This is a genomic window from Klebsiella sp. CB_Kp196 (assembly GCF_040061575.1).
GTDB lineage: Bacteria > Pseudomonadota > Gammaproteobacteria > Enterobacterales > Enterobacteriaceae > Klebsiella > Klebsiella michiganensis.
Genome location: NZ_JBEAFH010000046.1, coordinates 123,351 through 147,086, shown reverse-complemented (window position 1 = coordinate 147,086; position 23,736 = coordinate 123,351). Strand labels below are relative to the sequence as shown.

At 50.1% G+C, this 23,736-nt stretch carries 21 protein-coding genes and 4 pseudogenes; 11 read left to right on the top strand and 14 right to left on the bottom strand.

The features are described 5' to 3' along the window. The first annotated feature begins 155 nt into the window (after positions 1-155). A pseudogene (locus ABLU87_RS15315) lies at positions 156-1,188 on the top strand (ISNCY family transposase). Between the two features lie 127 nt (positions 1,189-1,315). Here the strand turns inward: ABLU87_RS15315 and ABLU87_RS15310 are convergent. After that, positions 1,316-2,065 carry a hypothetical protein gene (locus tag ABLU87_RS15310; RefSeq protein WP_025106365.1) on the bottom strand — a complete coding sequence of 250 codons (750 nt, stop codon included), beginning with the start codon at positions 2,063-2,065 and terminating at the stop codon, positions 1,316-1,318. A gap of 224 nt (positions 2,066-2,289) precedes the next feature. On the opposite strand from ABLU87_RS15310, the pseudogene ABLU87_RS15305 reads away from it, so the two are divergent. Next, positions 2,290-3,161 (top strand): annotated as a pseudogene (locus tag ABLU87_RS15305) (ISNCY family transposase); the annotation flags it as partial. A gap of 49 nt (positions 3,162-3,210) precedes the next feature. On the opposite strand, the gene ABLU87_RS15300 reads toward ABLU87_RS15305, so the two are convergent. Beyond that, positions 3,211-4,110: a LysR family transcriptional regulator gene (locus ABLU87_RS15300; protein WP_122117845.1), complete on the bottom strand. Its 900-nt coding sequence runs from the start codon at positions 4,108-4,110 to the stop codon at positions 3,211-3,213. 91 nt (positions 4,111-4,201) lie between these two features. Continuing rightward, positions 4,202-5,101 carry a LysR family transcriptional regulator gene (locus ABLU87_RS15295; protein ID WP_025106362.1) on the bottom strand — a complete coding sequence of 300 codons (900 nt, stop codon included), beginning with the start codon at positions 5,099-5,101 and terminating at the stop codon, positions 4,202-4,204. A gap of 344 nt (positions 5,102-5,445) precedes the next feature. Here ABLU87_RS15295 and ABLU87_RS15290 point away from each other — a divergent pair, with 344 nt between their 5' ends. From ABLU87_RS15290 to ABLU87_RS15280, 3 genes and pseudogenes are all read left to right on the top strand, one after another. Next, complete coding sequence (locus ABLU87_RS15290) at positions 5,446-6,468, top strand: alpha/beta hydrolase (RefSeq protein ID WP_122117844.1); 1,023 nt, start codon at positions 5,446-5,448, stop codon at positions 6,466-6,468. Between the two features lie 95 nt (positions 6,469-6,563). Next, a complete protein-coding gene (locus ABLU87_RS15285; RefSeq protein WP_196942030.1) occupies positions 6,564-7,328 on the top strand; it encodes a glucose 1-dehydrogenase in 765 nt (254 codons plus the stop codon). Between the two features lie 216 nt (positions 7,329-7,544). Then, positions 7,545-7,676 (top strand): annotated as a pseudogene (locus tag ABLU87_RS15280) (ISNCY family transposase); the annotation flags it as partial. Between the two features lie 120 nt (positions 7,677-7,796). On the opposite strand, the gene ABLU87_RS15275 reads toward ABLU87_RS15280, so the two are convergent. Next, entirely contained in the window at positions 7,797-8,150 is a 354-nt protein-coding gene (locus ABLU87_RS15275) for a nuclear transport factor 2 family protein (protein ID WP_122117846.1), read from the bottom strand. A 76-nt stretch (positions 8,151-8,226) separates the two neighbouring features. Between ABLU87_RS15275 and ABLU87_RS15270 the strand changes: the two are divergent. Together ABLU87_RS15270 and ABLU87_RS15265 are read left to right on the top strand one after the other, a co-directional pair. Beyond that, positions 8,227-8,328, top strand: a pseudogene (locus tag ABLU87_RS15270) (amino acid ABC transporter substrate-binding protein); the annotation flags it as partial. 145 nt (positions 8,329-8,473) lie between these two features. Beyond that, the gene (locus ABLU87_RS15265) at positions 8,474-9,289 is read left to right on the top strand and encodes an APH(3')-I family aminoglycoside O-phosphotransferase (RefSeq protein ID WP_089649309.1); all 816 of its coding nucleotides are present in this window, start codon (positions 8,474-8,476) and stop codon (positions 9,287-9,289) included. Between the two features lie 128 nt (positions 9,290-9,417). On the opposite strand, the gene ABLU87_RS15260 is transcribed toward ABLU87_RS15265, so the two are convergent. After that, the gene (locus ABLU87_RS15260; protein WP_025106358.1) at positions 9,418-10,311 is read right to left on the bottom strand and encodes a LysR family transcriptional regulator; all 894 of its coding nucleotides are present in this window, start codon (positions 10,309-10,311) and stop codon (positions 9,418-9,420) included. Between the two features lie 193 nt (positions 10,312-10,504). On the opposite strand from ABLU87_RS15260, the gene ABLU87_RS15255 reads away from it, so the two are divergent. The 3 genes from ABLU87_RS15255 (at position 10,505) to ABLU87_RS15245 (ending at position 13,554) form a co-directional block, all read left to right on the top strand. Further along, positions 10,505-11,662 carry an iron-containing alcohol dehydrogenase gene (locus ABLU87_RS15255; RefSeq protein ID WP_122116852.1) on the top strand — a complete coding sequence of 386 codons (1,158 nt, stop codon included), beginning with the start codon at positions 10,505-10,507 and terminating at the stop codon, positions 11,660-11,662. Between the two features lie 86 nt (positions 11,663-11,748). Next, positions 11,749-12,921 carry an MFS transporter gene (locus ABLU87_RS15250; RefSeq protein WP_227633868.1) on the top strand — a complete coding sequence of 391 codons (1,173 nt, stop codon included), beginning with the start codon at positions 11,749-11,751 and terminating at the stop codon, positions 12,919-12,921. A 135-nt stretch (positions 12,922-13,056) separates the two neighbouring features. Continuing rightward, positions 13,057-13,554: a lipocalin-like domain-containing protein gene (locus ABLU87_RS15245; protein ID WP_196942029.1), complete on the top strand. Its 498-nt coding sequence runs from the start codon at positions 13,057-13,059 to the stop codon at positions 13,552-13,554. A 208-nt stretch (positions 13,555-13,762) separates the two neighbouring features. On the opposite strand, the gene ABLU87_RS15240 is transcribed toward ABLU87_RS15245, so the two are convergent. The 7 genes from ABLU87_RS15240 to ABLU87_RS15210 all read right to left on the bottom strand — a co-directional run bounded on the left by ABLU87_RS15240 (position 13,763) and on the right by ABLU87_RS15210 (position 20,005). Further along, entirely contained in the window at positions 13,763-14,785 is a 1,023-nt protein-coding gene (locus ABLU87_RS15240) for a C45 family peptidase (RefSeq protein WP_021543413.1), read from the bottom strand. Positions 14,786-14,804: 19 nt separating this feature from the next. Then, the gene (gene glnQ, locus ABLU87_RS15235; RefSeq protein WP_014229367.1) at positions 14,805-15,527 is read right to left on the bottom strand and encodes a glutamine ABC transporter ATP-binding protein GlnQ; all 723 of its coding nucleotides are present in this window, start codon (positions 15,525-15,527) and stop codon (positions 14,805-14,807) included. A gap of 2 nt (positions 15,528-15,529) precedes the next feature. Then, positions 15,530-16,186 carry a glutamine ABC transporter permease GlnP gene (gene glnP / locus ABLU87_RS15230; RefSeq protein ID WP_001008622.1) on the bottom strand — a complete coding sequence of 219 codons (657 nt, stop codon included), beginning with the start codon at positions 16,184-16,186 and terminating at the stop codon, positions 15,530-15,532. Positions 16,187-16,238: 52 nt separating this feature from the next. Next, on the bottom strand, positions 16,239-16,991 hold the full coding sequence (gene glnH / locus ABLU87_RS15225; RefSeq protein WP_044112285.1) for a glutamine ABC transporter substrate-binding protein GlnH: 753 nt from the start codon (positions 16,989-16,991) through the stop codon (positions 16,239-16,241). Positions 16,992-17,123: 132 nt separating this feature from the next. Continuing rightward, complete coding sequence (locus tag ABLU87_RS15220) at positions 17,124-17,675, bottom strand: hypothetical protein (protein WP_014229370.1); 552 nt, start codon at positions 17,673-17,675, stop codon at positions 17,124-17,126. Beyond that, entirely contained in the window at positions 17,672-19,015 is a 1,344-nt protein-coding gene (locus ABLU87_RS15215; protein WP_014229371.1) for an aspartate aminotransferase family protein, read from the bottom strand. The genes ABLU87_RS15220 and ABLU87_RS15215 overlap by 4 nt, the downstream gene beginning before the upstream one ends. A 132-nt stretch (positions 19,016-19,147) precedes the next feature. Next, complete coding sequence (locus tag ABLU87_RS15210) at positions 19,148-20,005, bottom strand: MurR/RpiR family transcriptional regulator (RefSeq protein WP_025106346.1); 858 nt, start codon at positions 20,003-20,005, stop codon at positions 19,148-19,150. 329 nt (positions 20,006-20,334) lie between these two features. Between ABLU87_RS15210 and ABLU87_RS15205 the strand changes: the two genes are divergently transcribed. Then, a complete protein-coding gene (locus ABLU87_RS15205) occupies positions 20,335-20,772 on the top strand; it encodes a helix-turn-helix transcriptional regulator (protein ID WP_102802882.1) in 438 nt (145 codons plus the stop codon). A gap of 73 nt (positions 20,773-20,845) precedes the next feature. Here the strand turns inward: ABLU87_RS15205 and ABLU87_RS15200 are convergent, their stop codons facing one another. Together ABLU87_RS15200 and ABLU87_RS15195 are read right to left on the bottom strand one after the other, a co-directional pair. Then, on the bottom strand, positions 20,846-22,213 hold the full coding sequence (locus ABLU87_RS15200) for an L-serine ammonia-lyase (RefSeq protein ID WP_122116842.1): 1,368 nt from the start codon (positions 22,211-22,213) through the stop codon (positions 20,846-20,848). Positions 22,214-22,276: 63 nt separating this feature from the next. Then, on the bottom strand, positions 22,277-23,560 hold the full coding sequence (locus ABLU87_RS15195; RefSeq protein ID WP_014229376.1) for an HAAAP family serine/threonine permease: 1,284 nt from the start codon (positions 23,558-23,560) through the stop codon (positions 22,277-22,279). Positions 23,561-23,736 lie beyond the last annotated feature (176 nt).

Below are 23,736 nucleotides of genomic sequence, written 5' to 3'. Positions count from 1 at the left end.
AAGTGGTCATTTTAATTGAGCTGGATAACGGACATTTCAATTGAGCCTTGACATAGGTTGTAGGGGCTCAATAGTAATGTCCGCCTGTAGCTCAATTCAGATGTCCGCGTTATGGTAAGCTTCACTGGTCCGTTTAAACTACCGGGAGGCATATCATGAGCGCAGAAAGCTCAGGAGTGTTTACTTTGAAAGAGATCAACCGGGTCAAGATTATCCAGGACGTTATCGAACGTCGTATGACCACGCGTCGTGCAGCTGAACACCTCGGTATCAGCGACAGACAATGTCGGAGTTTCTCGGCAAAGAAACCGTACGGCGTATTATGGTCCGGGCTGGTTTATGGGTCCCCCGCAAACAACGCGCCGCAAGGATCCCTCAGCCACGTTACCGGCGTCCGTGTACGGGCGGATTGATACAAATCGATGGCTGCGATCATGACTGGTTTGAAGGCCGAGGACCAGCCTGTACACGTTGATGATGCAACCAGTAAAATCATGGAGCTTTTGTTCGTCAAATCTGAGTCCACGTTTTCTTACTTCGAAGCCACACGCCATTATATTGATAAGCATGGCAAACCGCTGGCGCTGGTTACAGGGTATCAACTCAATGGAGGCTGCAAATGCCTTTGCTGAAGCCTATATTGCTGACTATAACCGTCGTTTTGGCAAAGAGCCCCGACATGACTTTGACGTGCATCGTGTGGTTGAACATGACGAAGATCTGGATCTTATTTTCACAGTACGGGAACATCGCAAAGTCTCAAAATCGCTGACGATACAGTACGATAAAATGCTGTACCTGATTGAAGACAGCGAGCTGAGCCGCCGTGCTATTGGTAAATACATCGACGTGTATCACTACCCCGATGGTCGTAAAGAGTTACGCCTGAATGGTGAGACACTTCCCTACTCTACCTATGACCGGCTGTCAGAAGTCGACCAGGGCGAAATTGTGGATAATAAACGACTTGGCCGTGCTCTGGAATTTATCAGTCTGGTGCAGAGCAAACGAGATAACACGCGCTCTCAGTCCGTTCCTTCTGGTGATGGCCCTTCCCGGCGACGGCCCAGACAGGAAGGGAAAAAATCCCAGCGGTCACTGAATAACGACGACATGCTCGAAGCGCTTAAGCAACTCCAGTCGCAGTCAGAGGAGATTTTTGGCAAGAGAGCCAGAACCGGACGATGACTTTCTGTAAAAGATCCATTTGAGACTTGAGGTTTGCACTATAACGTTCTGTGTAAGCAGGCCGCTTCGCTGCGGCCTGCTTATTATAATGCGTACTACATTATGCGCATCCCATAAGGATGGGGGGTTATTTGTTATGTTGTGGCTGCGGTTGGAATGGATATGCAATGCTCTCGTTAATACTTACTTGAGTCGATGACTTTTCTTTAAATGCAGGCCAATTATATGATTTTGTTATGAACTTCCATGAGTAATAATCCTTCGAATCATCGGTGATTTTAAGGCTTAAGATGCTCCAACTCTCATCGTGACAATGTGATTGTTTTGCATAATCATCTTCGGTAAAGCAAGCTTTTATCATTTCTCTTGATGAAAATGGAATATTTTTAAAGGCTGGTTGATATGTACCATCATCATTAATCATTATGAAATTTGCGTATTCTTCCTCGCGCCCACCTCCGGAATAAGTTGTTGACCATTTCGATACTAACGCAACGGCCGTTTTTACTTTACTTAAAGGATATAAAGCTGGATATATATATACATCGCTTTTGGTAAGTTCATCATCAGGAATATCCTCATTATTAGCTTCTTTAGTAAAATCCCATGAAACTATTTTAGAATACACATCACCTTCTTTTTTTATCTTCATTAACTGAAGATGTGAAGTGGTTAAATAAAAGATGTCATTGGAATTTTTTTCTTTCCAGATAGAAGTCCCGTCTTTACAGAAATCATCGACCGTTTTGCAAATATCAATATATTGAGCACTGTTTTTTTTCAACGCTGTTAATGCAACTGGCTTTGTCGTGATGTCAGTAATACCAGCCACAGCAGAGAAAGATACAATAGCAAAAAACAAAACCACCTTTTTCATCATCCATCCTAATGTAATTATAGTCCCGTCCGTCGGCTTTCCGTACCGGATAACGTATGTTCATCATCTTTCCTTAAGTTAAATCTCCAAAACCATAATCATCGCAGTGAGTTAAGACGAAGGGGAGTAAAATTTATGCAGATTTTATTACTGCCATCACCTGAAGCAGAGCAACCGGGATAACATCCGTTCCCGCTGGCAGTGGCCACCAGAAAGATTCTGCTCTGGCCCATTCAGCGCAGTTTTTTACTTTAGATGAAGTTAACCCATGTTGTCGACCGGCACCTGACAACGCAGATGCCCGCGCAGCGCCTGGGTATCTCCGCTCGTCAGTGCCGGCGTCTTCTGTCGCGTTACCGTGAATCTGGCCCGCCTGGTATGACTAACCGCCGTCGAGGAAAACCCAGAAATAACCAGCTGCCTGATGGTTTTGCACAGTACGCGCTCAATATAATCCGAGATCGCTATACCGACTTTGGGCCGACGCTTGCATGTGTGAAACTCGCAGAACTGCACGATGTTCACCTGTCCAAAGAGACCGTCCGTTCACTCATGGTCAAAGCCGGTCTCTGGATCCCCCGCAAACAACGTGCGCCGAAAATTCAGCAGCCACGCTATCGTCTTGCCTGTTGTGGTGAGTTGATCCAGATATAACCGGCGCTTTGCCAAAGTTCCCCGACATGACTTTGATGTGCATCGGCCACTCGAACATGATGATGATTTGGCTGCCTTTTTCACATGGCGGGAACCGCGCCGCGTTTCAAAATCTCTGACGGTTCAGTATGACAAAGTGCTCTATCTTATTGAAGACAGTGAAATTAGTCGCAAAGCCATCGGGAAATACATAGAGGTCTGGCATTACCCGGATGGCCGGAAAGAACTCCGGCTAAACGGAGTCGTCCTTCCCTACTCCACCTATGATCGCCTTCAGGAAATTGACCTGGGTGCTATCGTGGACAACAAACACCTCGGGCGGACACTTGAATTTATCAAGCTTGTTCAGGATAAACGCGATAATAACCGTTCGCAGGCACTCCCTACCGGAGATGGTCCCTCGCGCAGACGGAGAAAGCCAACGGAGAATAAATCTCAGCGACTGGCCGTCCATTGCTTCCCAGGTCAGGCGGTTGTGAGCAGAAATGGCATTATACTGGCGGCTCATATCGCAGCGTTTCAACAATCATGGAGAGCGCAGGCAACAGCTGACGTTCACCCGGATAGTAAATATAAAAACCCGGTCGTTCTGCCCACCATTCAGGCAGGATCGGCAGAAGTTTTCCTGCATCCAGCCATGGCTGGCTGAGTATCTCCGGTAAAAAGGCAATTCCGTAACCCGCCAGCGCCGCATCCATCGCAGCATAATATGAATTAAAGACCAGATGGCCCGCAGGCCGGAAAATCTGCCCGGTTTCATTTTCCTTCAGTATCCATGGCGTTGTGCTTCCCCCAGGCGTAAAGCGGGTATTAATACAGGAATACTGAGCCAAAGCACCGGGTGAAGGCGGCAGTCCTTTATCCTGAACATAACCGGGAGAGGCAACTGCTGAATAACGTAAATCCGGGCTGATACGCACAGATGCCATATTTTTGCCAAGCGAATCACCGTCCCTGATACCGGCATCAAATCTCTCCGTAATAATATCGGTCAGCGCTGCATCAAGAGAGAGCTCAAGCCTGACGTCCGGATAATGGCGCAGCGTTTCGCTGAGGCGTGGCCATACAAAAGCCTTATAGGCAAAATCGGAGACAGTCATTCTCACTGTGCCCGCAATGGTGCGGCTCAAATCCCTGATGGAGGTCAGCTCACTGGCAATCGTGTCCAGCCTGGGCGACACGCGTTCCAGCAACCTTTTTCCGGCCTCCGTCGGGGAAACGCTGCGTGTGGTCCTGATCAACAGACGCAGCCCGATCCGCTCTTCCAGATTGCGAATGGTATGGCTTAATGCTGATTGCGAAACGCCAAGCTCAGCGGCCGCTCTGGTAAAGCTTCTGTGCCGGGCGATGGTAATAAATGCGATAAGATCCCGGAATATTTCGCCTGACATGGTTCGTCACCTGTTCTCTGGAGAAAATCTGTTTAATAACATGAAGTGGTTATCCAGTGCTCTGGTTTTAAGGGCTGAAGTGACGTCCGGTTCAGTCATTAGCATGAAAGCGGAGAGCCTCCACCATCAGGCTCATGGCTCTGGAATGCTGTCGCCGGTTTGGGTAGTAAAGGTGCAGCCCTGGCCAGAGAGGGCACCACTCCTGGAGCACAGAAACCAGTTCTCCGCTGTCAAGCAATGGCTGTACCATATCCAGCGGTAGATAAGCCAGACCGAAACCCCGTCTGACTGCCTCCAGTATGTCGTAAACGTTATTACATATTACCGGCCCGTTGATTTTGACGCTGAACTCACGCTTGCCCTCAACAAACTCCCAGTCATACAACCCGCCGTACGTGGACATGCGTAAACGTACCCCGCTGTGCTGGCTCAGTTCGGTCGGATGTTGCGGGATCGGGTGGCGCGTAAAATACTCTGCTGAACCAACAACCGCATTCTTAACATCTGTACTGATGCGAACGGAAATCATATCCTGGGCCAGATCGGCCCCAAACCGGACGCCGGCATCATATCCCCGGGCCGCAATATCAACGCTTTCATACTCGCTGATAAGCTCAACGGTAATGTCCGGATACTGTTTCAGAAAAGGGGTTAGCCGGGGCCACAGAACCGAGCGTATCACGTAGTCAATGGCGGTAATGCGCAGTGTTCCAGTAGGTTTGTCGCGTAAGTCATTGAGCGATTCCAGCTCATTCGTGATCTGATCAAACTCCGGTACCAGACGATCGACGAGATGCTGACCCGCCATCGTGAGCGCAACACTTCGTGTACTGCGCAGTACAAGACGCACTCCCAGCCGTTCCTCAAGCCCGCGTATGCTTGCGCTGAGAGCTGGTTGTGTGACTCCCAACTGAGCCGCTGCACGAGTAAAACTGCCCGTCTGGGCAACTGCTATGAGTGCGATTAATTCACTGAAGCCTTCTCTTGCCATCTTCCACTCTCACCGGCTGTGTGTCCATCCGGACGACGACAGTGTCTCCAGATCATGTGGATAAGATATCACGGACATTAATGAATTTCATTTATGAATGCAAGAAACGAGGCTGGGTGGTTAACTGAGCCCGCGTCATGTACATTATTAACCACTGGCTACTTCTCAATAAATGTTTTTATCTGACTGTCTGAAGATTATATCTGAATTGATATTCTCCGGCGGGGCCTGAACACCTGAAATAAGAAATTTAACCGGATTCTGATATATCCAACGCCGTCCGCTTTTTGCTTTCAGCGTCTCCGGTGACTCCTCCTGATAATCATCATTAATGAGGTAATATTATGCCCTTAATTAAGATTTCTCTTTTGTGTGCTTCAATGCTGATGGCAGGTTCTGTTTTGGCTGCACAAAAAATCCCTTCAACTGTTGCGGAGGGCGTCAATGTTTTGGGGTCGCAAAAAGTGACGTTTAAAAATGGCAGCATCACCATGGCGGGTAATTTATATCTTCCGCCTGATTATGACAGCGCCAGGAAATATCCGGCGATCGTAGTCTCTCATCCCTGGGGCGGCGTGAAAGAACAGACGTCCGGGCTTTACGCACAGCAGCTGGCAAAGCGCGGATTTATTACTCTGGCTTACGATGCCTCGCATTATGGTGAAAGCGGAGGATTACCGCGTGACCTGGAAAATCCGTCCGATCGCGTACAGGATATCCGCAGCGCCATAGGCTATCTTGCCAGCCTGCAGCAGGTTGATGCCAGCCGCATTGGTACTCTGGGGATCTGTGCCGGTGGAGGCTATACGCTGCACGAAGCGCAGAATGATTTACGCGTCAGGGCTGTTGCCGGTGTCGTCACTTACGACATTGGCGATGCGACCCGCAACGGTATTGAAGGCCTGCCGGTTACGGCAAGCGACAGAACGAAGTTAATGCAAAGCGTGGATGAACAACTGAACAAAGAGGCCAGCGGTGTGCCGGTGCTGGTTCAGCAGTTGCTGCCTTCCCGGGATAAGTTAAATGCCAGTACGCCTAACTTTGTCCGGGAGGCGACCGATTATTACCTGACGCCGAGAGGCGCGCATCCGAATGCCAATAACCGTTATGTCGTCACGAGCACCGGACTCCATATGGCCTACTATCCACTGGAGCATATAGATTTGATTTCCCCCCGTCCGGTGCTGTTAATTGCCGGAGAAAAAGCTGAAACAAGAAAATTCAGCCAGCAAGCCTATGACAGAGCGAAAGAGCCGAAGGAGCTGGTTATTATTCCAGGCGCTTCACATTTTGATTTATATGACAAGCCAAAATTTGTTAACCCTGCCTTAAATAAACTGGCAGAGTTCTTTAGCAAAAACCTTTAATCATAACCTCACGCAGGTATATGTGAACAAGCAGAATGAAGGCCTGAATTAATCGGATGGTCATTCTGCTGACTTAATATTAAGAGGAAAAAATTATGAATCTTTCACTGAAAAATAAAGTTGCGCTGGTCACCGGTGCCGCGTCCGGTATTGGCTTTGCAACTGCACGAGCTTATGCCGAAGCGGGCGCTGCCGTTGTGTTAGCGGATATTAATTCAGAGCTGGTAAATAAGGCCGCAAATGATTTGATTTCCCGTGGTTTTGAAGCTAAATCGTTTACCTGTAATGCGGCAAACCTTGATGAAGTCGAAGCGATGGTTCAGTTCACTGTTTCCACTTACGGCCATCTGGATATCGCTTTTAATAATGCCGGTGTACAGAATAAACTTGTTGAAATCGCGGACGCCACCGTGGAGGACTTTGATCGCGTTAATGCCGTGAACCTCCGGGGCGTGTGGGGATGCATGAAGTATGAACTTCAGCAGATGCGCAAGCAGGAAAGTGGTGTCATCGTTAACTGTTCTTCTATCGGCGGAATTGTGGGCGGCGCAGAACGTGCAAACTACCACGCCGCGAAGCACGGTGTGCTTGGCCTGACCAAGAGTGCCGCACTTGAATACGCCGGCCGGAACATCCATGTGAATGCAGTTTGTCCGGGTCTTATCTGGACGCCAATGGTCGATGCGATGGTCGCTTCGGGCCAGAAGGAAGCTCTGGAAGCCATGGTGAAAGCCGTTCCGTTGCAGCGTCATGGTAATCCGGAAGAAATCGCCGATGCGGTCCTCTGGTTGTCCAGTGATGCGTCGTCCTACGTAACAGGTCAGTCAATTTCGATTGATGGTGGCCTGACCATGCGCTAAGCATGGATGCCCTGATTATTACCCTTTGTTTGTTTTCCCTCATTGAAACACGGCCCTGTTTATCAGGGCTTTTTCAACTTTACTCATAAAACTGCGTGTGCGGTCATCCTTCCCGTTTAAGCCCTTCCCCTTCAACGGGATTACTGGCGTAACCTTTCTACTAAACGCAACAACCCTTCGCTTTCATAACTCTCCTGCATTAATCGGGGCACTAAGCAGAACCGAGCACCCGCCTGTACCGCACTGGTATACGTCGACGACGCGACGAGCCACCTGATGTAGCTTCGATTTGTAAAACCGGAATCGACATTCACCTATTTTGAGGCCACCCGCGGCTACCTGGAAAAGCAGGATCACATTATACGATGGTGTAAAGAATCCACAGATTGGTTAAGGGAAGTTATTATGCTTCCCTTAATGCACACTTTAAGAAATTTGCAAGCTATTCATATAAGGTATATATGAATTTTATTCAATAGGTAAATTGTGCTGTTTTAAGAAAGATAGCTTATCCCAATAGCCTCTTTGAAATATAATTTTATTATTTACTATTTGAAAAAAACCGCAACCCCTCAAACCTAATGGGGCACGCCACTCTAAAATTGCCCATTGTCCATCTTCGAAAATGTTTTCAACTATACAAACCATTTCTGGAAAAGAAAAATCTTGTTCAAACATTTTCTTTATAGCCTCTTTCCCAATAACTGGCTCATTGGCTACCTGATGGTTTATTGCATTATCATCATATAATTCTGAAATAGTTTCTACATCTGCATTATTAAATGCGTCAACCCATTGGCTAAGTATTTCTTTTGGCGTCATATAAATTACCTCCAGACCTGTAAATAATTCTTTTCCATAGCATAACATCAAAATCCTATCAAGCTCAAAATTTATTGGCACGCTCGATGCCATGTTCCTCGACTACGAAGCTGCCAAAGATTATGCGACCCGCTTCAGGCTGGTCACGGCGGCGAATATCCCTTCTTTCGGAGCACCAGAATGATGTTGGTCTGGCCGGATTTTCACATGGCGGGAACCACGTTGTGTCTCAAAATCTCTGATGTTACATTGCACAAGATAAAAATATATCATCATGAACAATAAAACTGTCTGCTTACATAAACAGTAATACAAGGGGTGTTATGAGCCATATTCAACGGGAAACGTCTTGCTCGAGGCCGCGATTAAATTCCAACCTGGATGCTGATTTATATGGGTATAGATGGGCTCGCGATAATGTCGGGCAATCAGGTGCGACAATCTATCGATTGTATGGGAAGCCCGATGCGCCAGAGTTGTTTCTGAAACATGGCAAAGGCAGCGTTGCCAATGATGTTACAGATGAGATGGTCAGACTAAACTGGCTGACGGCATTTATGCCTCTTCCGACCATCAAGCATTTTATCCGTACTCCTGATGATGCGTGGTTACTCACCACTGCGCTCCCCGGGAAAACAGCATTCCAGGTATTAGAAGAATATCCTGATTCACGTGAAAATATTGTTGATGCGCTGGCAGCGTTCCTGCGCCGGTTGCATTCGATTCCTGTTTGTAATTGTCCTTTTAACAGCGATCGCGTATTTCGTCTCGCTCAGGCGCAATCACGAATGAATAACGGTTTGGTTGATGCGAGTGATTTTGATGACGAGCGTAATGGCTGGCCTGTTGAACAAGTCTGGAAAGAAATGCATAAGCTTTTGCCATTCTCACCGGATTCAGTCGTCACTCATGGTGATTTCTCACTTGATAATCTTATTTTTGACGAGGGGAAATTAATAGGTTGTATTGATGTTGGACGAGTCGGAATCGCAGACCGATACCAGGATCTTGCCATCCTATGGAACTGCCTCGGTGAGTTTTCACCTTCATTACAGAAACGGCTTTTTCATAAATATGGCATTGATAATCCTGATATGAATAAATTGCAGTTTCATTTGATGCTCGATGAGTTTTTCTAATCAGAATTGGTTGTAACACTGGCAGAGCATTACGCTGACTTGACGGGACGGCGCTTCCCTACCCTCATGGCCGCCTCTCAGAAATCGACCCAGGTGCTTATCGTGGACATAATCCTTTACTCATAAATTTATCTTATTCCATTATTGTACCTGTCGCGCAAAACTTGCAGAAAAGCCATAAACGCAGGAGAATCCTGTCGGCGGTGAGGATAATAAATATGGTAGCCGTCAAAATATGGACACCACTCGGTCAGAACAGCAATCAGCTTGCCGCTTTTGATATATCCATCTGCAACATACTCGGGAATATAGGCAATCCCCAGCCCGTCTAATGCTGCATCGAGCTGATGAATCGTGCTGTTCGCAATATATTGCCCTTTGACTTTCAGACTGAATTTCTGAGCATCTTTCTCGAATTCCCAGGCGTACAATCCACTCGTATCAGAATAGCGGACGTTAATGCAGTTGTGGTTCAAAAGATCCTGCGGCTTCCTGGGCTTAGCATAACGCTTAAAATAATCTGGTGCAGCAACAACAAGCTGGCGCCAGTTCTGGCTTATTTTTGCGGCAATCATATCATTATTCAGAACATCGCCCGGGCGAATCCCGGCATCAAAACGCTGATCAACAATATCTGTAAATCCATAGTCAATGCCGATTTCAATCTGAATATCTGGGTAGCGACTCAGAAAGTCCGGTAATACAGGACGGATCAAATACTGGATAACATCATCTGCCGCCGTGAGGCGTATGACGCCAGTGGGTTTTTCCCTAAGCTCACTCAACCGACTAATAGCATCATCAACCTGTTCCATTAACGGGCCAACTTCGTTAATGAGCCTTTCACCTGCTTCCGTAGTGGAGATACTGCGGGTGGTTCTGGCCAGCAGGCGGATCCCAAGCCTTTCCTCAAGAGATTTCACCGTGTGGCTGATGGCTGAGGGTGTCACACCTATTTCAGCTGCGGCTTTAGTAAAGCTTTTCAGCCTGGCCACTGTTAAAAAAACCTTTAATTCATCCACACGATTCCTCCTCCTCGGTCCCTACTGGAGACGTCAGCGTACCAGCCTGTCATTAATTATCAAATAAATTTCACAAGTAAGTGAAATTTATGTTGATTAATAAATAAAATTCAAAATGGTACTTTATATTCCACGACGTGAATATGTCCTCGTTGTAGTGACGGCTTTTAATTCTGAAAATGAGGTAATCATTATGCAAGATTTTATCTATCATAATTCGGTAAAAATTCTTTTTGGTCGCGATCAAATTTCTGCGTTAGCACAAGAAGTCCCGCAGGGTAAAAAGGTCATGATTGTCTATGGCGGGGGCAGCGTTATAAAACACGGTATATTGAAACGCGTAAAAGAGTCCCTGACAAACACCCTGGTTTATGAGTTTGGCGGTGTAGAAGCAAACCCTCATTATGAAACCCTGATGAAAGCCGTTGAGATTGTCAGAGCAGAAAAAATTGATTTTCTTCTGGCCGTGGGCGGCGGTTCAGTGATCGACGGGACTAAATTTATTGCCGCCGCAGCCCTCTACGAAAATGATCCATGGGAGATCGTCAAGAGTTATGGCGGCGTGGTGAAACAAGCTCTCCCTTTTGGATGCGTGCTGACCCTGGCGGCCACGGGTTCAGAGATGAATAACACGGCGGTGATTAATCGGGTAACCACCCAGGATAAACTCTTTTTCACCTCCCCTTACGTTATGCCGAAATTTTCAGTGCTCGAACCGGAAATGACTTACACGCTGCCTGAACAACAAACCGCAAACGGTGTTGTTGATGCCTTTGTCCACGTTCTTGAGCAATACATCACTTACCCGGTTAACGCTAAGGTGCAGGATCGCCTGGCGGAAGGACTGCTGAGCACGCTGAAAGAAGAAGGACCAGTAGCCCTTAAAAATCCCCAGAACTACGACGCCAGAGCTAACATCATGTGGGCTGCGACGATGGCCCTGAATGGAATGTTGAGCGCAGGTGTCCCAACTGACTGGGCCTCTCACATGATTGGCCAGGAAATTACTGCATTATACGGAATCGACCACGCCCGTACCCTCGCTATCGTTATGCCTGCACTATGGCGCTTGTGCAAAAAGGAAAAAGCAGAAAAGCTGGCTCAGTACGGTGCGCGTGTCTGGAATATTCCTGAGTCTGATAGCGAAAAAATGGCCGATGAGGCTATCAATGCCACCGTGGGATTTTTTGAACTGATGGGCGTTAAAACCCGACTTTCTGATTATGGTCTGGGAACGGAAGATATTTCAGCTGTTATTGGCAAGTTAAAAGAACATGGGCACATCGCATTAGGTGAACATGGAAAAATTACTGCTGAAGTGGCGGAAACAATACTGAACATGGCACTTTAATTGACTAACAATCTACTCTATTAGGCGCTAAGCCTGCGCACCTGGCAGGCTTAATTAAACATTAACGGTATTGCAGAATGCAGAAAATGAAAGACACATTTCCCTATATGCCATTAATGGCTTTTGCGATGACCGGATTTATTTGCATCATGACGGAAACTATTCCCGCAGGATTATTGCCAGAAATCAGTAAGGGAATGAATATTTCGCTGGCTAGCGCAGGCCAGTGGGTCACCGTCTACGCCCTCGGGTCATTATTTGCCGCTATTCCGTTAACTATCGTTACCCGGTCGTGGAATCGGAAATATGTCTTATTAATGACCGTAGCGGGATTCTTCATTTTTAATACCATTACCGCACTTTCATCAAATGTTTACCTGACCCTGTTAGCGCGTTTGGGGGCCGGGGCGGCTGCGGGACTGGCGTGGAGCCTGCTGGCGGGGTTCTCACGCCGAATTGTTGCCCCGCTTCATCAGGGTCGGGCTATGGCGATAGCCATGGCTGGGACACCGCTGGCGCTCTCACTAGGCGTTCCGCTGGGAACCTGGCTTGGGCATTATCTTGGCTGGCGCCTGACGTTCGGTATTATGTCAGTACTTTCGCTGTTACTAATGATATGGATTCATCTCAGCGTTCCGGACTCTGCGGGGCAGAAAAAACATCAAAAAATACCGTTCAGGAAAGTACTGGCGACCCCGGGGGTCAGGCCGGTTCTCGCGGTCGTACTGACCTGGATGCTTGCACACAATATCCTTTACACCTATATCGCACCGTTTTCGTCATTATCAGGTATGGGGGGCCATGTTGACGGTATTTTATTAATTTTTGGCCTGTCCGCTCTCGCGGGTCTTATCTTTACCGGAAAAATAATTGATAGCCATTTACGTAAAATGGTACTGGCATCGCTGGCTATATTTTCCATCGTCTCATTATTCCTGGGGCTGTTCTCTTATACACCCGCCATTCTTATTGTAGGTAGCGCTGTCTGGGGTGTGACATTTGGTGGTGCTGCAACGCTGTTGAATACCGCACTTGCCGATGCTGCGGAAGATGGTGCTGATGTAGCGATCTCCATGACGGTGGTGAGCTGGAACGCGGCGATTGCCCTGGGGGGGATTACCGGAGGAATTATCCTTCAGGGACCCGGCGTCAATGGTTTACCTTGGGTCATTCTGATACTGGCCCTGGTCAGTTTTCTGATTGTAAAAATCAACAGTGAATATGCATTCCCACACCCAATTCGGGACGAAGCCGAATGATCGCATCAGCGGCAAGGAGAATTAGTCATATCGCTCATCAGAATACGCTACTCAGCTATCTTCAAAAGGTCACAGGAATAAAAATCCTATAATCAGCCGTTCACATTTCTAATCATAAAACAATGGAGAATATATATGCGTTTTTACATCAAGGTTGCGGTCATTCTTTTTATGGCCACCCGTGTTATACCCGTCATGGCCAATGGCAATAATGTCCAGCCGATTTGTACAGAGAAAGGTGCCTTATCAGGGAAAGACAGCAACCAGTCTGCCCTGATTGGCGCGTGGAAAATGGTCAAATTTGAAACCGGGACTGGTGAAGAATTGAAAGAGATACCTTACACCGGACAACTTATTATCACCGATGCCGGAACCTTGTCTGCGCAAGCAAGCAATCCGGACAAAACAGTACCTGACTCCGCCTATACGGTAAACGGTTATGAAGCACTTTATGGTGATATTAAAATTGACGATGTTGCCGGGCGTTTCATCTTAACGGTGAATTCTGCACTTGCCAGTGGATTAATTGGTCAAAAAATGGAGCGCGCTTTTCATTTAACAGGAAATAAACTTGAACTGTCGCCTGTCGATAAAGGTGAAGGCTGGCGTGTGACCTACGAGCGCTACAGATAGTATAATGGCATAACGGTGCGCCGGTTTGTGCCGCGCTGACCCGGCTGGCTTCCCTGCTCTACCTACGAACGCCTCTCGGTAGAGACACAAACCTGAAATTCCGGACACCGCGCTTCAGGACATCGCTCAAGACGCCTATATCGGGCAGTATCCGGACGGTACTATCGAACGCCGTTACCCTGCCCTTTATGACTGACGACCGGCTATCTCACCCACGCACTTCTCCCTGAAATTTAGCATCGTCGCGGTTAATGTCGAAAATTTGCCACCTGACGTGGTTGGCATCGAGGGTGAAAACTGCCGTGGCGAGGGTGTTCTCCTCATCCGGATCGTCGGCAGCCAGCCGGTAAATTGGCAGTTCGGCGTCATGGGTATCTGAGAGAATGGCTTTTGCCGCCGCGGCGTCAAACGGAGGTTGCGTTTCCCGCCACTGCACGAGGCGTAACTGCCGCGACGCTGAACTGTCGGTAACGATCTGCTCAACGCCAGCCAGTGCCGCATGCACCAGATGGTTGGCATGCCCGGTTACCGTCGTCAGGGGGAGAACGGAACAGCCTTGACCGGTGGCCTCAACGCTGAACAGCCGCGTATCGCCCAGCTGCCCGAGCGTATGGTGAAACGCCCCGGATCGCGGCTGGCCGGTAAGTATAGTGATGGCCTCGTCGAGGGTGTTCGCATTCAGCGAGGCGCGAGCCAGGATCTGACGCGGTAATCCCTGCGGACGATGCACTGCACGGATGTTATTCACCGTGTTAACGACACCTTTTTCATTCACCGCAAAGGTGTGGCCGCAAATCGACCCCGGATAGGCAAAACTCGTAAAGCTCAGACCGCGACTCGGGGTAATGGTAGCCAGCAAGCATTCATCCCGTAACTGAGGAAAACCGTCTTCATTGTGCGCGATAATCCGCTCGCCTGCGGCGTTTACCCCGGCCACCGTCGTACAGCCATCCGACGTTGAGCGCACCAGATCGCCACGGCAGTTCCAGGCAAAGACCTGATCAACAGTAGCCTCCAGCCCCTGCGCCAACCCCTCCAGCTCCTGCCAGATGTGCGGATAATGCCGCTGCACCTCAGCGCGCATTAACCGGGTCTCAGGGGATGCCTGCAGGGTCATCACCGTTTGCCACAATGACGTGAGCATCAGTTTCTGATGCCATGCTTCACGGCCAAGCTCGCCAAGGCGCAGGCCAATCTCAAACGGGGAACCACTGATGTCGATTTTCTTCATGTGATGGATTCACTTATGTTCAGGAAACGTGCTGTAAAAATTCTTTCAGGCGCGGATTGCTACTGGCATTCAGCAGGATATCAGGTGGGCCATCTTCAGCAATGGTTCCACCATCGATAAAAATCAATCGAGAGGCCACATCGCGTGCAAAGCCAATCTCGTGCGTCACTATAACCATCGTCATCCCTTCATCCGCCAGTGAACGCATCACTTTTAATACTTCATGGCGCAACTCCGGATCGAGCGCAGAGGTTGGCTCATCAAACAGCATCATTTTCGGTTTCACCGCCAGCGCGCGGGCGATAGCCACGCGCTGCTGCTGGCCGCCTGAAAGCTCCGACGGATAGTGCTCGGCCCGTTCGCCCAGGCCGACACGTTCCAGCAGCGCCAGCGCCTGTTCGCGGGCTGCCGCTTGACTCATTTTGCGTACGCGAATAGGCCCAAACATCACATTTTCCAGCGCCGTCAGATGCGGAAACAGATGAAACTGCTGGAATACCATCCCCGCTTCGCGGCGGATTTCGCACTCGTTTACGTGAGGATCGGTCAGGTGCATTCCGGCAACCAACAAAGTGCCAGAGGAGATCTCTTCCAGCTTGTTGATACAACGCAGCAGCGTCGATTTACCTGAACCTGAAGGACCGATAATCACGACCACTTCACCGGCATCAATTTTCAGATTGATATCGTGCAGCACCTGGGTGGTGCCGAAATGTTTAGCGACCGCGCTAAATTCAACCATGCTCATAAAATATGGATCCTTTTCTCCAGTTGCTTCAGCAGAAAGCTCAGGCACAGGGTGACGGCAAGATAAATCAGGGCTACCGCTGTCCAGACCTCAAGGGCACGGAAGTTCCCGGCGATGATCTCCTGCCCCTGCCGCGTTAATTCCGCGACACCGATAACAATGAACAGCGAGGTGTCTTTAATGCTGATAATCCACTGGTTGCCCAACGCCGGGATCATGCGGCGCAGGGCCAGCGGCATAATCACATGCCATAGCGTTGCGCGCTGCGATAATCCCATCGCCAGACTGGCTTCTTTAAATCCTCTATTGATGGACAAAATTGCGCCGCGCGTAATTTCCGCAATATACGCGCCGGAGTTAATAATAATGGTGACCATCGCGGCCGTGATAGGGTCGATACGAACAGGCAGAATCATTGGCAAGGCAAAATAGATAAACATCACCTGTACCATAATTGGCGTACCGCGAATCAATTCGACAAAAATTAATGATAACGTTTTCGCAATACCGCCTCCCAGTGCACGACAGATTCCTGCCAGCAGACCGATGATAAAGCCGCCCGCCAAACCGACCATAGAGATCAATATTGTCAGCTGCAGCCCCTGTAATAATAACGGCAGGGATTCCCATATATATTTCGTTTCGAAATTCATAATGCAGTCTATTACTCTCGGTTCTGGCCGGGGTTACCCGGCCCGGCGGGGATTATTTAGGTTGCTTGTTAAACCATTTGAAATAAATCTTGTCGTAGGTGCCATCCGCGCGTAATGCCTTTAACGCGGCATCGACCTTCGGCGTCAGGCTGCTGTTTTTCTGCAGGGCAAAACCGTATTTCTGCGGCAGAATGCTGTCCGTTTCCCCGGTCGATTTTACCTTACCGCCACCTGCGGTTTTCACGTAGTAGAGCACGTTCGGGGAGTCGTGAACGACCGCGTCCAGATTGCCTGCCTGCAGGTCGAGATAGGCGTTATCAATATTGGGGAATTCGACATAGTTGGCTTTATATTTGGATTTCATAAAACTGGCCGCGGCGGTGCCCTGCTTCAGCCCCACTTTTTTACCGGCCAGTTCGCTGAATTTGGTGATGGAATTATCACCACTTTTCACCGCCATTAAGAGATCCGCATCGTAGTAACCCTCGCTGAAATCAACGACCTGTTTGCGGGCATCGGTAATGGTGATCCCGGCCATTGCCACATCTAAATTACGCGATTGCAGCCCAGGAATTAAACCGCCAAAATCCATAGGGCGTAATTCGTAGCTGACATTCATTTTCTTCGCAATGGCTTCCCATAAATCGATATCAAAACCAACATATTTATTGCCTTGTTTAAATTCAAAGGGAACGAAGGCAGTATCCACACCGACTAATAATTTATCTTGTGCCATGACGGCAAAACTCGCCGAACAGGCAACCAGTGCCAGGGTAATCTTTAATTTTTTCAATAATGCAGACATAATAATCCTCAGCGTAATTAAGACAGCAGACAGGAGTTTTCACGCAATACCCTAAAACTGATATTGGCGTTGAGAATAAAAACAGTATCCCTACATTCGCACGCGATATAAAAATGAAGGCGTGCGAATTATTTATGCGGGAAGAATAAAATCCCTGGTGTCGGGTACTGGCGTCTGCGCGCCGTTCATAATCATTGAAAGAAAGCTGTAATAACCGTTGATGCCAATCAGATCGACAACACCCTTTTCCCCCCAGAGATCGATTGCCTGTTGCCAGATATCATCGCTGACTTTTTTATGCTGATGCAGCTGCTGGCAAAAATGGTAAACCACCCATTCATCAGCCGCCAGCGTCTCTGGTTGACGCCGTTCATTGATTGCCTGCACCGCCTGCGCCGGGATCCCTTTTTCCCTGGCTATTGGCGCATGAATGGCCCATTCAACCGGCTGCGACCAGTGACGCGCGGTCAGCAGGATGGCCAGTTCCGACAACCGCTGCCCCAGCGCGCTACGGTAGCGCAGATACTCCCCCATTCGCTGCGCATGGGCCATCAGTTCCGGGCTGCGCAACAACGGTTCAAACGGCGGCAGCAGCGCGCCGCGCGGCCCGTTGATAATCTCCTCCGCAAGCTGGCGTTGTTCATCGCTCCACTGCTGTTCTGACAGCGCAGGTAAACGGTTCATGGCTGACGTCTCATCAGTTTATGCGTCTCTTCGCTGATGACCTTGTGCAGGGTATCCACCACGAAATCGAGTTCTGACCGGCTGACAATAAACGGCGGCGCAATCAGAATATGATCGCCCCGCTGGCCATCAATGGTTCCGCCCATCGGATAGACCAGCAGCCCGTGCGCCATGCACTGCGCTTTGATAGCCGCATGCAGCTTCAGCAGCGGATCGAATGCCGTTTTGCGCTCTTTATCGCATACCAGCTCCACGCCGGCGAACAAACCGCGACCGCGCGTATCACCGACATACGGTAATCCGCCGAGCACATCATGCAGCGCCTGCTGCAAATACGCGCCCTGCTGCTGCACCTGCTCGAGCAAACGATCTCGCTCGATAACCTGCTGCACGGCCAGCGCAGCCGCTGCGGCGGTCGGGTGGCAGATGTAGGTGTGACCATGCTGGAACATTCCGCTACCGGCCTGCAGCGCGGCGACGATTTGCTCACTGGCCAGCACTGCGCCAATGGGCTGATAACCCCCGCCTAAACCTTTTGCGATGGTCACGATGTCAGGGACAACGCCATCCTGTTCAAAGGCGTGCAACGTGCCGGTACGGCCCATGCCGCACATCACCTCATCGGCGATATACAGAATGCCGTATTTATCACACAGCCGACGAACGCCTTGCAGATAACCCGGCGTAGGCGGCATTGCGCCGGTGGTTGCGCCAACCACCGTTTCGGCGATAAAACCGATAATTTTTTCTGGCCCGGCGTCCAGAATTGCCGCTTCGAGTTCGCCAAGTAAGCGCTCGGTATATTGCTGCTGGCTTTCACCCGCCTCACGGTCACGGTACTCATTACAGGCCGACACGCGCACCACATCCATCAGCAGCGGCGCGAACTGGCGGCGGCGCCACTCGTTACCGCCAACGGCCAGCGCACCCAGCGTATTGCCGTGGTAGCTTTGTTTACGGGCAATAAATAGCGTGCGATCCGGCTGCCCGATCTCCACAAAATACTGGCGCGCCAGCTTCAGCGCCGTTTCAACCGCTTCCGATCCGCCGGAGACGAAATAGGCATAGTTCAGGGAACCGGGCGCGGTGCGGACAAGCTGCTCTGCCAGTTGTTCCACCGTATCGCTAGTGAAAAAACTGGTGTGGGCATAGGCCAACCGATCGATCTGCCGGTGCATCGCCGCCAGCACATCCGGATGGGCGTGACCCAGACAAGAAACCGCCGCCCCGCCGCAGGCGTCCAGATAGCGTTGACCACTGGCATCGGTGATGTAAGCGCCCTGGGCACTGACTGCCACTGCCGGGGTGGTACGGAGGCTGCGGTGAATGATTTGACTCATGCTTTTATCCTGCTTAAGAAATCGCTTTCGCGTAAGTTGAAAGCATCTTGCAGGATCCATTTGAATCTCGTCAATTCAATAATGATTCAAATGTATTTAATTTTCTTATGATAAAAGCAAATGAATCATTTATCAGGACTTATCGGGCATCACATACGCCCCGGAGCGTTGCAGATAACGTTCTGCGCTCTCAATTTTATTCACCGCCTCCCTACCGTGGCGGGCAACCAGCATCGCCAGCAAACACTCGGCGACGCCCATACCGGACACTATCGAAGGGAAAAAAGAGGGGCTGCTGAGGGAGAAAAGCAACGTGCAGTCCGCCGCTTGCGCCAGCGGCGAAACCGGAGAGTCGGTGATGGCGATAATCCGTGCCCCGGCCTGCCTGGCAGCATTGAGAACGTCGAGAGATTCGCGGGAATAGGGAGAAAAGCTGGTCAATAGCAGGCAGTCTTCCGCGTTGATCTCACGGGTGAAGACTTCGATATTACTGGCCAGCCCGTCAATCAGCGACACCTGGCGATTGAACAATCGATAGACATAAAACAACGACCAGGCGATAGGAAAGCTGGCGCGGAAGCCGCAAATATAGACCTGCTTCGCTTCATCCAGCAACGTAACCGCTTGCTGCATAGCGTGTTGATTCTCTGCCTGAGTGAATGCCAGATTGGCCTGATGCGCGAGGAACACCTCTTCGTACAGCGCGGGCTGCGTCCCTTTGGCGATCAATTTTTCAGCCTTAGATACATATGTATCATTTCCTAAGCCGAGATCGTCGATAAATGCGCTTTTCAGCTCCCGCCAACCGTTATAGCCCAGACGCTGCGCCAGGCGTAGCAGCGTGGCAGGCTTAACGCCGGCTTCCGCGGCGAAGGCGCGCATTGATTGCACCACCAGTTGGTTGGCATTTTGCAGGGAAAATTCCGCCGCGCGCTGGAGTTCGGGCGACAGCAGGCTGAATTGGCTCACAATATTTTCACGAAGATTCATGGCGTATCGTTATCATCCGTAAGAGTGGCTGCGGCGAAACCGGGCCGCAGAAAGGGATATATATAACCATAATTCGCCGTAATTGCATTATGGCAGAGACGGAGGCTCATCCCTGCGCCACGGAGTATCGCCCCAGGCGATTGATCCGAAGCCTCTTTATTCGGCGCCTGAAACCGCGGGATTCGCAGGAGCGACCCTATACCCAACTCTTTGATGGCATTGGCAAAAAACATTGTCGCCGCTATCGCAAAAGAGAAATTATTCGCTTTATTTATAAATTGGCTTGCTAAATAATTAGTCAGGTTTTATTACGCAGTAGAGGAATTAAGATGCGTTTCAGTACCATGCCCGACAGTGAAATTATTTCTGAACTGTGCCGAAGAATTAAAGAAACGCGTATACAGCTGGGCCTGTCACAGATTGAGCTGGCCGAACGCGCTCAGGTCGGCGCGGCAACCATTAAACGCGTTGAATTAGGCGAATCCGTTACCCTCAGTACGCTGATTGGTATTTTGCGCGGTCTCGATCGGCTGCATCAGCTGGAGTCGATTTTATTTGACTCGCACATGCGTACATTTAAGGCGCAGCTCAATGCCGAAACCCCTTCCCGTATCCGTATTCGGAAAAAAACGCATCAGCCAAAAGAGAAATTGCCCGCCGCTGCCCAGACCAACGAGGCTGACGCCACGATTAACGAATGGTACACCTCATCGGCTTCTAACAGCGTGGTGTGGTCTTTTACGCCGTCCGACGGAGAGAAAAAATAACAGGCTTCAGGCGATTTTAAAGTCCAGGGAAGAGAAAACCGCCTGCGGCTCAGGCAGGCGGTTTTTAGGGGGCTCAGGATTCACACACCGCGACTTTAATCGCCAGACCGCCCCGGGCGGTTTCACGGTACTTGGCGTTCATATCTTTGCCCGTCTCAAACATCGTTTCGATAACTTTATCCAGTGAGACTTTCGGATCGCTGGTACGGTACATCGCCATACTGGCCGAGTTTATCGCCTTCACTGCCGCAATCGCGTTACGCTCGATGCACGGCACCTGCACCTGGCCGGCCACCGGATCGCAGGTCAGGCCGAGGTTATGCTCCATGCCGATCTCCGCGGCGATGCACACCTTCTCCGGACTGCCACCCAGCAGCTCGGCCAGTCCGGCTGACGCCATCGAGCAGGCCACGCCCACTTCACCCTGACAACCGACCTCTGCCCCGGAAATGGAGGCATTCATCTTGTACAGAATGCCTATTGCGCCCGCCGTCAGGAAATAGCGCATATAGATTTCCGGCGTCACCTCTTTGATAAAACGATCGTAATAGGCCAGTACCGCCGGGACAATGCCGCAGGCGCCGTTGGTCGGCGCGGTTACCACTCGCCCGCCCGACGCGTTCTCTTCCCCCACCGCCATGGCGAACATATTGACCCAATCCATCGCGCTCAGTGGCGTAATCGACTGGCTCTGCGGTGCCAGCACGCGGTGCAGCGCAGAAGCCCGGCGCGGCACTTTCAGCGGCCCCGGTAAAATACCTTCCGTATTCATCCCCCGGTTAATGGCGTTTCTCATGGTCTCCCAGATTTTCGCCATATTTTGCTCAACGGTCTCCCGGCCGTGGCGGGCGATCTCGTTTTTCATCATCACGGCGGAAATCGACAGGCAGTTGTTCTGACAGTGCGCCAGCAGGTTGCGGGCAGAATAGAACGGGAACGGAATATCAACCTCCGCCTCCAGGTTCTTACCAAAGTTTTCCTCCGTGACGATAAAACCGCCGCCGATGGAATAGTAAGTCCGGAAGTGGACGATTTTGCCATCGCAAAACGCCGTAATGCTCATCCCGTTTTCGTGCAGCGGCAGAAACTCATTGTGAAAGCGCATGCATTCCGCCACCGGGAACTGTATCTCGCGCTGGCCTTCTTCAATAAACAGACGATGCATGGTGTTGACATCGCGAATAATGCCCGGAATGGCGTCGATATCAACGGTATCCGGTAGATACCCTGACAGACCAAGAATAATGGCGATATCGGTATGGTGACCTTTACCCGTCAATGAGAGGGAACCATACACATCCACCACCAGCCGAGTCACTTTATGCAGCAGGCCTTTTTCCTGCAGGGTATCAACAAACTGTTTTCCCGCTTTCATCGGCCCAACGGTATGCGAGCTGGACGGCCCGATGCTGATTTTGAAAATATCGAAAACGCTAATCATATGGCACCCACGCGGTTACATAGCAAAACGGATGCGCCGCCGGTGACAGGCGGCGCTGAAAACTTAGCTGAACAGAGAGAAGAAAATAGCGGAGATGGCGATCAGTCCCATCACCACCACAAACGCGTTACTGATGTGGCCGCTGTACTTGCGCATGGCCGGTACTTTGTTGATGGCATACATTGGCATCAGGAACAGAATCATCGCGATGACCGGGCCGCCCAGCGTTTCAATCATCCCCAGGATGCTGGGGTTCAGGGTGGCAACAATCCAGGTGGTCACCAGCATGAACAGCGCGGTGATCTTGTTCAGTTTGTTGATTTCGATCGATTTGCCTTTTCCGCGCAGTGACTTAATCACCATGCCGTTGAAGCCTTCACGCGCGCCGAGGTAGTGGCCGAGGAAGGATTTAGTAATCGCAATCATCGCGATGATCGGCGCCATCCAGGCTATCACCGGCGCGTTAAAGTGGTTCGCCAGATATGAGAGGATGGAGATGTTCTGCGCTTTCGCTTCCGCCAGGTTTTCCGGGGAGAGGCTCAGTACGCAGCTGAACACAAAGAACATCACCGTCAGCACCATCATGATGTGGGCGAAGCCCAGAATACGGGAGCATTTGCGCTCGGCGTCCTGGCCATATTCTTCACGTTTAGCCACCGCAAATGAGGAGATAATCGGCGAATGGTTGAAGGAGAAGACCATGACCGGGATGGCCAGCCACAGGGTCATCCACAGACCATTTCCCGTTGCCGAAGCGCTGCTCAGCGACAACGTATCCAGTACCGCGCCGTTCCATTGCGGGATCAAATACAGCGCCAATATCATCAACGCGAACACGAACGGAAACACCAGCACGCTCATGGCCTTAACAATCATTTTTTCGCCAAAACGGACAATCCCCATCATGCCGACAATTAAAATCAGCGACAAAATAGCGCGCGGCGGAGACACCAGACCAAGCTGGTGAGTAATAAAGCTGTCGACGGTGTTGGTAATAGCAACGCTATAAACCAGCAGAATCGGATAAATAGCGAAGAAATAAAGCAGCGTGATAAGCTTACCTGCACCGGTGCCGAAATGTTCTTCCACCACTTCGGTAATATCTTCTCCCGGATTTTTGCCCGACAGGACAAAACGGGTTAAACCGCGGTGGGCAAAAAAGGTCATCGGGAAGGCAAGAATGGCCATGATGATTAACGGAATTAAACCGCCGACCCCGGCGTTAATTGGCAGGAAAAGCACCCCTGCACCAATTGCGGTACCGTACAGGCCCAGCATCCACACGGTATCACTTTTTCTCCAGCCGCTGCTCTCGCGAGCAACGAGGGTATTTTGAACGGTTTCCATAATATGGCCTCAGTAATATAGAGTAGGGTCAAATTAATTTGACTCTGATTCAGGTAATAAAAACGCTGTGTTTGTTTGGCTATTTTATAAAATGCAACTATGCTGATTCACTAACAGCGATCACATAACCTGATTTATAGTGGCACCTTTTAACGCATCAAAATTAGTACTGAAAT